The organism is Intrasporangium chromatireducens Q5-1 (assembly GCF_000576575.1).
In the GTDB taxonomy this organism is placed as follows: Bacteria; Actinomycetota; Actinomycetes; order Actinomycetales; family Dermatophilaceae; genus Intrasporangium_A; species Intrasporangium_A chromatireducens.
Map to the genome: position 1 here is coordinate 24,446 of NZ_AWQS01000026.1, position 7,186 is coordinate 31,631.

Sequence of the window (7,186 nt, forward strand, 5' to 3'; positions counted from 1 at the left end):
GCGGATCCCACGCCAGGATTCGGTCTCGGCGACGAGTCGGCCGGGTAGCCTCACTGTGCATGAAGGGGATCATCTTGGCTGGTGGCAGCGGCACCCGCCTGCACCCGATCACGCGGGCGATCAGCAAGCAACTCATGCCCGTCTATGACAAGCCGATGATCTACTACCCCTTGTCGACACTCATGATGGCGGGGATCCGCGAGCTGCTCGTCATCACGACGCCCCACGACGGCGAGCAGTTCCAGCGGCTCCTCGGTGATGGGTCGCAATGGGGCATCCACATCAACTACACGCCCCAGCCCAGCCCGGACGGCCTCGCCCAGGCCTTCGTCATTGGCGCTGACTTCATCGCTGATGACAAGGTGGCCCTCATCCTGGGTGACAACATCTTCTTCGGGCCGGGCCTCGGGACGCGACTGGCCGACAACACCGACATCGTGGGCGCGCGCATCTTTGCCCAACGGGTGTCCGACCCGACGGCCTACGGGGTGGTCGAGTTCGACGAGGGGGGCCGCGTCATGTCGATCGAGGAGAAGCCTGCCAACCCCAAATCCGGCTATGCGGTGCCCGGCCTCTACTTCTATGACAACAACGTCGTGGGGATCGCCCGCGGGCTGACTCCGAGCGATCGCGGCGAGCTGGAGATCACCGCGGTCAACGACGCCTACCTCCAGCGTGGCGCGCTGGGCGTCACCGTGCTCCCACGGGGCACGGCCTGGTTCGACACGGGCACTTTCGAGGGCCTTCTCGGCGCCAGCCAGTTCGTCTCCGTCGTCGAGCAGCGGCAGGGGCAAAAGATCGGCTGCGTCGAGGAGGTCGCCTGGCGCAACGGCTGGATCGACGACCGGGCGCTCGCCGAACACGCCGACGATCAGCTCAAGAGCGGGTACGGCGCCTACCTCCATGGCGTGCTCGCGGACGGCAAGGGATCACTGTGATGCAGTTCCGTCCGCTCAGGATCGCCGGCGCGTGGGAAGTGACGCCCCGAGTGTTTCCCGACGAAAGGGGTGTGTTCCTGGAGTCCTTCCGCGGCGACCGGTTGGCGGACGTGGTCGGCCATCGACCCGACGTCGTCCAGTCCAACATCTCCGTCTCATCGCGGGGAACGCTGCGTGGGATCCACTTCGCCGACGTGCCGAACGGGCAAGCGAAGTATGTGACGGCCCTCAGCGGGTCACTCATCGACTTCATCGTCGACGTGCGAGTCGGGTCGCCGACGTTCGGTGAGTGGGACTCGGTGTTGCTCGACACGAAGGACCGCCGCGCTGTCTACCTCGCGGAGGGCCTGGGCCATGCTTTCGTGGCCCTTGAGGACGGCACGACCGCCCACTACCTGTGCTCGGCGGCCTATGACCCGAGCCATGAGCACGGCGTCAATCCGCTGGACCCGGTGATAGGGCTGACGATGCCGGACGCGATCGGACCGCTCCTCTCGCCGAAAGACTCCGGCGCCCCGACGTTGGAGGCGGCTGCTGAGGCGGGCCTGTTGCCCTCGTACGATGTCTGCACCCAGTTCTACTCACGGCAGACGGGATGATGAATGACTCAGGACGGTTCGACAGCCGGGGCCGGTCAGGTCCTCGTGGTGTGCACGGGCAACGTCTGTCGCTCTCCATACATGGAGCGACGACTTGCCCAGGCCCTCGACGGGAGCGGTGTGATCGTCGCCAGCGCTGGGACCGGAGCGTTGGTGGGGCAGCCGATCGATCCCGACTCGGCTTCGTTGCTGAGCAGCGTGGGCGCGCGGACGGACAACTACGTGGCTCGACAGGTGACCCCTCAGATCATTGGCGAGGCCGACCTGGTTCTCGCGGCGGCGAGGTCCCACCGGGGCGAGATCGTGCAGATGTATCCCAAGGCGCTGCGCTTCGCCTTCACGTGGGGAGACTTCGCAGACCTGGTTGCGGATCTCCACCCCGCTGGCATTGGCCTCCCAGAAGCAGGGGAGTCGTGGGTGGCTCACGTGGCCAGCGTCGCAGCCTCGCGGCGCGGTACCGTGCCTCCCCGCCCCAAGAAGGAGTCGGACATCATCGACCCATATCGGCAGGACAGTCAGGTCTTCGAGGCCATGGCGGAGGCAATCGAAAATGACCTTCCCGCCATCGTCAACATCCTGACGCCACCGCTGAGAGGCTGACGTGAACCAGCGCTTCGCCACGGCCGGTCTGGCAGCCTTCCTGCTCGCTGATGTCGCCCTGGTGGCGCTCGCGATGCGCCCGTCAGGGCACCACGCCAGGGCCGACCTTCCGCTGAACCTGCCGGCCAACGTTGCCGGCACGACGAGCCCGGAGACACCCACGCCCGAGGCGAAGGTCCCACGCTACAACCCGGCGCCGTTGCAACGGATGATTGTGGCGCTCGACGCGAAACATGCCTGGCGCGCGACAGCGGGCACATGCGCCGATGGTGGCGCACTTGTCCAGTCGACGAGCGACGGCGGCAAGACGTGGACCAAGGGAAGCTCACCCGTCCGAGCCATCGTGCGAGTCCAGCCACTGCAGGACTCGTCCGGGTTCATCTACGGAGCCACCAAGGACTGTGACCTGAGCGAGTACGTGAGCGCGGACGGCGCGAGGAACTGGGACGGGCCTCGTCCGGTCGACGGTGCCTGGGCCCGGCACCTCACCGATGACAAGGTCGTGATCACCCCGCAGGTGGGAGCTTCACGGCCGTGCGGCGACCAGAGCGTGGTGGACCTCAGCCGGATCTCGGCGACCGAGGCCGAAGTGCTCTGCCTCGACGGTGGAGTCAAGGCGACGAACGATGGTGGAGCGTCATGGACGGGCGAGGGCTCCGCGCCCGGCGCGCTCGCGTTGTCGGCCCGCAACGAGGACGGTTCGTTGGCCACCTATGCTGTTCGCGGGTCAGCGAACTGCAAGGGGCTCGAGATCGTTCGTGTCCTCAAAGGAAAGGCGGAGCCCGAGCAGACGGGGTGCCTCGCCACCGAGACGCCAGCAGACCCGGGCACGGTCAGCCTGTCAACGACGGCGCGCTCGGGGTGGCTGTCGATCGGCGACCAGACGTGGACGTCTCGCGACCTCAAGGCCTGGGCGAAGGCGTGACCCCAGGCGCCTCACTGGGGCCGGCCTGATCAGGTCACGTGCGCCGGGGTCTTCTTCGTCTCCTTGCTGCGGCCCCGGCGCTCCTTGGCCCGCTGTCGCTCACTCTCCTGGACGTACTCGTAGCGGTAGGAGCCGTAGGCGCCGCTCCCGTCCTTCTCGCGTACACGGTTGAGAATGAGGCCGAGGACCTGCCCATTTACCGCGTCGAGGGAGTCGATGGCGTGCTTCAACTCGTCCTTCGCGACAACTCCTGCGCCGACGATGACAAGGGCTCCGTCGACAACCGTGCTCAGGACCGCGGCGTCGGTGACTGGCAAGAGCGGGGGCGCGTCGATCAAGATGTAGTCGAACCGTGCCGAGAGTGCCTCGATGAGACGCTCCATGTTGGCCGAGCCGAGGAGCTCGCTCGGGTTCGGGGGAATGGGACCCGCCCCCATGACGGAGAGCGTCGTGCGACCGAACGGCTGCAGGACGTCCTCAACATCCAGTCGGCCAATCAGGACATCGGTCAAGCCGACGGAGCCTTCGAAGCCGAGGTAGTCGAGGAGCCTCGGGCGGCGCAGGTTACCCTCGATGACGCAGACCTTGGCTCCCGTCTCCGCAATGCTGAGCGCCAGATTGGCAGTGGTCGTCGACTTGCCCTCACCCGGCAGTGAGGACGTGACCACGATCGACTTGGGTGGGTTCGCCACATCGATGAACTGGAGATTCGTCCGAACCACGCGGAACGCCTCGGCGCGCTGCGAGCGCGGGTCGACCTGAACGATCAGTGGGTGGTCCGGTGCGTCGCCGTCATAGGCAATGCCACCGATCACGGTCTTGTGAGTGACCGCCGTGACGTCGCGCTGTGACTTCACCGTGGTGTCGAGGACCTCTCGCAAGAGGGCCACGCCGAAGCCGAGCAGCAGACCAAGGACGAGCCCGAGCGCCAGGTTGCGGCTGGGCCTTGGGCTGATCGGAGTGGGGTTGACATCCGCGGGCTTGACCACTGTCACCTTGACCGGGCTGCCCTCGCCGGACTGAACCCGCTCGATCTCCTCGATCGTCTTGGGGAAGACCTTGTCGATCGACGCGGCGATCTTGGCCGCCTGCTGGGGGCTCGTCTCCGTGACCGTGACCTCAAGGATGACGGTGTCGAGGGGCACCGTCGAACTCACCTGGCTCGCCAGGGTGTCGGGGGTGACCTCCAGACCGAGGTCCTCGATGACCGGATCCAGGACCTTCGGCGACTCAAGCAGCTGCGAATACGACTTCACCCGCTGCTGGGTGAACGTGTTCCCCTGCTGCAGCGCCGCCACGTTGTCGCCAACCGAGGTCGACACGAAGAACTGCGTCGTCGATGCATAGATCTTCGTCGACATCATCGTGAAGGCCGCGGAAAGAGCGAGGACGAGCAGGGTGACGAAGGCGATGACGCGCCACCGCTTGCGCACGACACGGAGATAGTCCTGGAGCTCCACCTACTGATCTCTTTCTCTTCGAGCCGACCCGACCCAGAGGGCGCAGCCTCATCATTGGGCAGAGGGAATCGCCCGCGCCATGTTACTGCGTGCGAGCAGGTCCAAACGAACACGGCCGCATACGGCCCGTGTGTCACGTCCGAAGGAACTCATGGAGTGCGGCTCGCCATTCGCGGACCGGGTCGATCCCTGCCTGCGAGACTGACTCCTGGGACAGGACGCTCCAAAGGGGCCGCGGGGCAGGGCGAGGAAAGGCCTCCGTCGTGGTCGGCTTCACCCGCTCGGGGTCGAGGCCGAGCTCCTCGAAGATCGCCTGTGTGAAGCCGAACCAGCTCACCTGACCCCGGCTCGTCCCATGGTAGGTCCCGTATGGCGCTGAGCTGGCAACCAGCCGCACGATGAGGTCCGCGAGGTCGACCGTCCACGTCGGCTGCCCGACCTGGTCGTCGACGACAGACACCGTCTCGCGCTCCCGCGCCAGCCGCGTCATCGTCGCGACGAAGTTCGGGCCGCCCGCACCATACAGCCACGCGGTGCGTAGGACGTACGCCTCGGGGCAGAGCGCCCGGACCGCCCACTCACCGGCGGCCTTCGTGCGGCCGTAGGCCGACCGTGGGCACACCGGCGCGTCAGCGGCATACGGCTCGGTGGCCCGTCCGTCGAAGACGTAGTCGGTCGAGACGTGCACGAGGCGGACACCCGCGGCGGACGCCGCGCGCGCGATGTTTGCGGCACCAACAGCGTTGACGGCGAAGGCCGCCGCCTCGTTGGTTTCCGCGTCGTCGACAGCTGTCCAAGCGGCCGTGTTGACGACGAGATCGTGGCCCGCCACTGCGGTGAGGCACGCCTCGGGATCGGTGATGTCGAGGTGGGCCCGCTTCGCTGCGGTGACCGAGTGGCCGGCCGCCACGAGGGCGGGGACCAGATCGTGGGCCAGCATGCCGCCGGCCCCTGTGACGAGGACCTTGAGGGGTGCCTCAGCCGTCATCGCCCCGCCTCAGTTGTAGGAGTCCATCTTGTCGTCGCGCAGCGCCTCGCCGAGCTCCTTCATCTTCGGCCAGTTCGTCAGGTCGATCGACTGGCCGTCCTTGCTCCAGCCGAACCCGTCGAACGGCGCCGTGATGAAGCGGATGTCGCCACCTCGCAGGTTGCGCATCGCGAAGGCCTCGGAGCGCATCTGGCCGACGTCGAGCTTCTGGTCGACCGTCAGGTTGCTCGTCGCGGCGTCCACGAAGTCCGCGAGGCGGCCCGGGTTGAGCAGCACGTCCTTGGACAAGCCCTTGAGCATGAGCGCCTTGATGAAGGCCTGCTGGCGCTTGCCGCGGGAGATGTCGCCCTCGCTCAGCTGCTTGCGTTCCCGGACGAAGGCAAGGGCCATTTCGCCGTTCATGTGCATCGTCCCCTTGGCGAACCGGAAGCCGCCGCTCGTGCTCGGCTCCGCCACGTTCACGTCGACGCCGCCGACCGCATCGGTCATTCGCTTGAAACCCTCGAAGCCGACGATCGCGACGTGGTCGATCTCGACCCCGAGCATGTTCTGCATCGTCTCGACAAGCAGCGGCGCACCGCCGTACGCATACGCGGCGTTGAGCTTCGCCTCACCGTGGCCGGGGATGGGCACCCATAGGTCCCGCGGGAAGTGGATCAGCTGGACGGTCGAGCGGTCCTGCGGGACGTGCACCAGCACCATGACGTCCGAGCGGGATCCGGTGTCGCCCGGTCGGGCATCGTTGCCGACCAGCAGGTAGTTCATGCCGTTGTCCTTGGGCTGCTCGACGACCTGCCCCTCGTTGTTCGTCGGCTTGGGGGAGTCGGGCAGGAGCAGCTCCTGCTTGACGTTGTTGGTGACGATGTGGTTGAGCCACGCCAGGTAGCCGCCGACCGCCACCACGGGCACGAGGATCAGCACCAGAGCGGCGATGAGGATGCGTCGGTTGCGCTTCTTCTCGCGGTGTTCTGCTCGAGACAACGTGGTGTCGCCCTCGTCGAACATCTCGTCAGACTCGTCCTGGCGCATGTCAGTCACGCCGCACAGTGTAGGTGCTCGGAGCGTCTAGACTTGCGGACCGTGTCACGGGGTCGGCATCAGAGGAGTCACGCTGACCTCTATTGGGCGGTCGGCGCGCTCGCCGTCTTCCTGACCTATCTGTTCCTGCTCGTCGCGGCGACGGCGCCGATGATCCGGGCCCTGTGGTTCGCCTCCGCGCACAACCCGCTGCTGTATGCCGGTCTGCTCGCCCTCATCGTCGGCCTCCCGGGCCTGTTGTTCACCGTGCCCCGCGTGCCCGCGCCGCGGACCGTCTGGGTCAGCGGGCGGTCGAGCCGGCGTCAGCTGTCGCGGCGCCGCACGTCGCACATCCCGACCGACGCCCTCGGCCTGGCCAGCTTCCTGCTCGCCCAGGCCCCCCTGCCGCCGCCCTGGAGCCCGCGCGGTGTCTCGGCGACGATCGCGAACATCACCGGCAGCCCGGAGGCCGTCGAGCTCAGCCGCCAGTTCGGCACCGTCTCGCTCGTCGTCTTCGCCGTCGGGATCGGGGCGGCCGTGCTCGCGCAGGTCTATCGTCACGCGCCGGCGTTCCGGGTCATCGCCCTCATGCTCGCCGTCGGCACGCCCGTGCTCGCCTGGGCCTGGGTGACCCACGCCGTCCTCGCCTGAACCGTCGA

The 7,186-nt window shown here is 67.1% G+C and carries 8 protein-coding genes; 5 read left to right on the forward strand and 3 right to left on the reverse strand.

The genetic code is table 11. The features are described from left to right. Positions 1-59: 59 nt before the first annotated feature. Genes rfbA through N864_RS05385 form a run of 4 tightly spaced genes read left to right on the forward strand, consistent with a single transcriptional unit; the run spans position 60 to position 3,062 of the window. Entirely contained in the window at positions 60-938 is an 879-nt protein-coding gene (gene rfbA / locus N864_RS05370) for a glucose-1-phosphate thymidylyltransferase RfbA (RefSeq protein ID WP_034714318.1), read from the forward strand. Continuing rightward, a complete protein-coding gene (locus N864_RS05375; protein ID WP_034714320.1) occupies positions 938-1,537 on the forward strand; it encodes a dTDP-4-dehydrorhamnose 3,5-epimerase family protein in 600 nt (199 codons plus the stop codon). Before rfbA ends, N864_RS05375 begins: the two co-directional genes overlap by 1 nt. Positions 1,538-1,540: 3 nt before the next feature. Beyond that, positions 1,541-2,137, forward strand: coding sequence for an arsenate reductase/protein-tyrosine-phosphatase family protein (locus N864_RS05380; protein WP_034714322.1), 597 nt, complete (start codon positions 1,541-1,543; stop codon positions 2,135-2,137). 1 nt (position 2,138) lies between these two features. Then, positions 2,139-3,062, forward strand: coding sequence for a beta propeller repeat protein (locus N864_RS05385; RefSeq protein WP_034714324.1), 924 nt, complete (start codon positions 2,139-2,141; stop codon positions 3,060-3,062). Positions 3,063-3,091: 29 nt separating this feature from the next. Here N864_RS05385 and N864_RS05390 read toward each other — a convergent pair whose 3' ends face one another. From N864_RS05390 to N864_RS05400, 3 genes are all read right to left on the reverse strand, one after another. Next, positions 3,092-4,522: a tyrosine-protein kinase domain-containing protein gene (locus N864_RS05390; protein WP_051518227.1), complete on the reverse strand. Its 1,431-nt coding sequence runs from the start codon at positions 4,520-4,522 to the stop codon at positions 3,092-3,094. A gap of 133 nt (positions 4,523-4,655) precedes the next feature. Next, positions 4,656-5,510, reverse strand: a complete 855-nt coding sequence (gene rfbD, locus N864_RS05395; RefSeq protein ID WP_034714326.1) for a dTDP-4-dehydrorhamnose reductase — start codon at positions 5,508-5,510, stop codon at positions 4,656-4,658. Positions 5,511-5,519: 9 nt separating this feature from the next. After that, positions 5,520-6,539, reverse strand: coding sequence for an LCP family protein (locus N864_RS05400; protein WP_155892824.1), 1,020 nt, complete (start codon positions 6,537-6,539; stop codon positions 5,520-5,522). A gap of 51 nt (positions 6,540-6,590) precedes the next feature. Between N864_RS05400 and N864_RS05405 the strand changes: the two genes are divergently transcribed. Then, on the forward strand, positions 6,591-7,178 hold the full coding sequence (locus tag N864_RS05405) for a hypothetical protein (RefSeq protein ID WP_034714344.1): 588 nt from the start codon (positions 6,591-6,593) through the stop codon (positions 7,176-7,178). Positions 7,179-7,186: the final 8 nt, after the last annotated feature.

Coding starts and splice junctions, on each gene's coding strand:
- rfbD (WP_034714326.1), bottom strand. CDS start 5,510: ATGACGGCTGAGGCACCCCTCAAGGTCCTCGTCACAGGGGCCGGCGGC.
- N864_RS05375 (WP_034714320.1), top strand. CDS start 938: ATGCAGTTCCGTCCGCTCAGGATCGCCGGCGCGTGGGAAGTGACGCCC.
- N864_RS05400 (WP_155892824.1), bottom strand. CDS start 6,539: ATGCGCCAGGACGAGTCTGACGAGATGTTCGACGAGGGCGACACCACG.
- rfbA (WP_034714318.1), top strand. CDS start 60: ATGAAGGGGATCATCTTGGCTGGTGGCAGCGGCACCCGCCTGCACCCG.
- N864_RS05380 (WP_034714322.1), top strand. CDS start 1,541: ATGACTCAGGACGGTTCGACAGCCGGGGCCGGTCAGGTCCTCGTGGTG.